The organism is Mycobacterium sp. NGS26 (assembly GCF_059813025.1).
Map to the genome: position 1 here is coordinate 1 of NZ_JCALDU010000034.1, position 465 is coordinate 465.

At 68.8% G+C, this 465-nt stretch carries 1 protein-coding gene; it reads left to right on the plus strand.

Going from position 1 to position 465, the window contains the following annotated elements:
* Nucleotides 1-465, plus strand: a 465-nt coding sequence (locus AC5Y6X_RS24430; RefSeq protein ID WP_499989719.1) for an SDR family oxidoreductase, incomplete at both ends; no start/stop codon positions are given.

Sequence of the window (465 nt, forward strand, 5' to 3'; positions counted from 1 at the left end):
GAAGCACCGTCGGTGAGCAGCCTGGGCCAAAGGCTGGCCACCCACCACGACTCGGAATGCTTTGTGTCAGTGCACGGCTGCGACGCCACCGAGGTGCACGCCGCTGATCTGACGCTGGAGAAGTTCATCGACGCCGCAACCCTGGACGCCGCCCCGGCGTTGCCGGGCCCGAGTGCCGAGGTGCGCACGGTGTTGCTGACCGGGGCGACCGGCTTCCTGGGCCGTTACCTGGCCCTGCAATGGCTGCAGCGCGTGGAGCTGGTCGATGGCACCCTGATCTGTTTGGTGCGCGGCACCTCCGATGAGGATGCGCGGCACCGCCTCGAAACGACCTTCGACAGCGGCGACCCGCACCTGCTGGCCGACTTCGAGGAGTTGGCCGGCGAGCACCTGCAGGTCATCGCCGGCGACAAGAGCCAGCCCAACCTGGGCCTGGATGAGCAGACCTGGCAGCGGCTGGCCGCC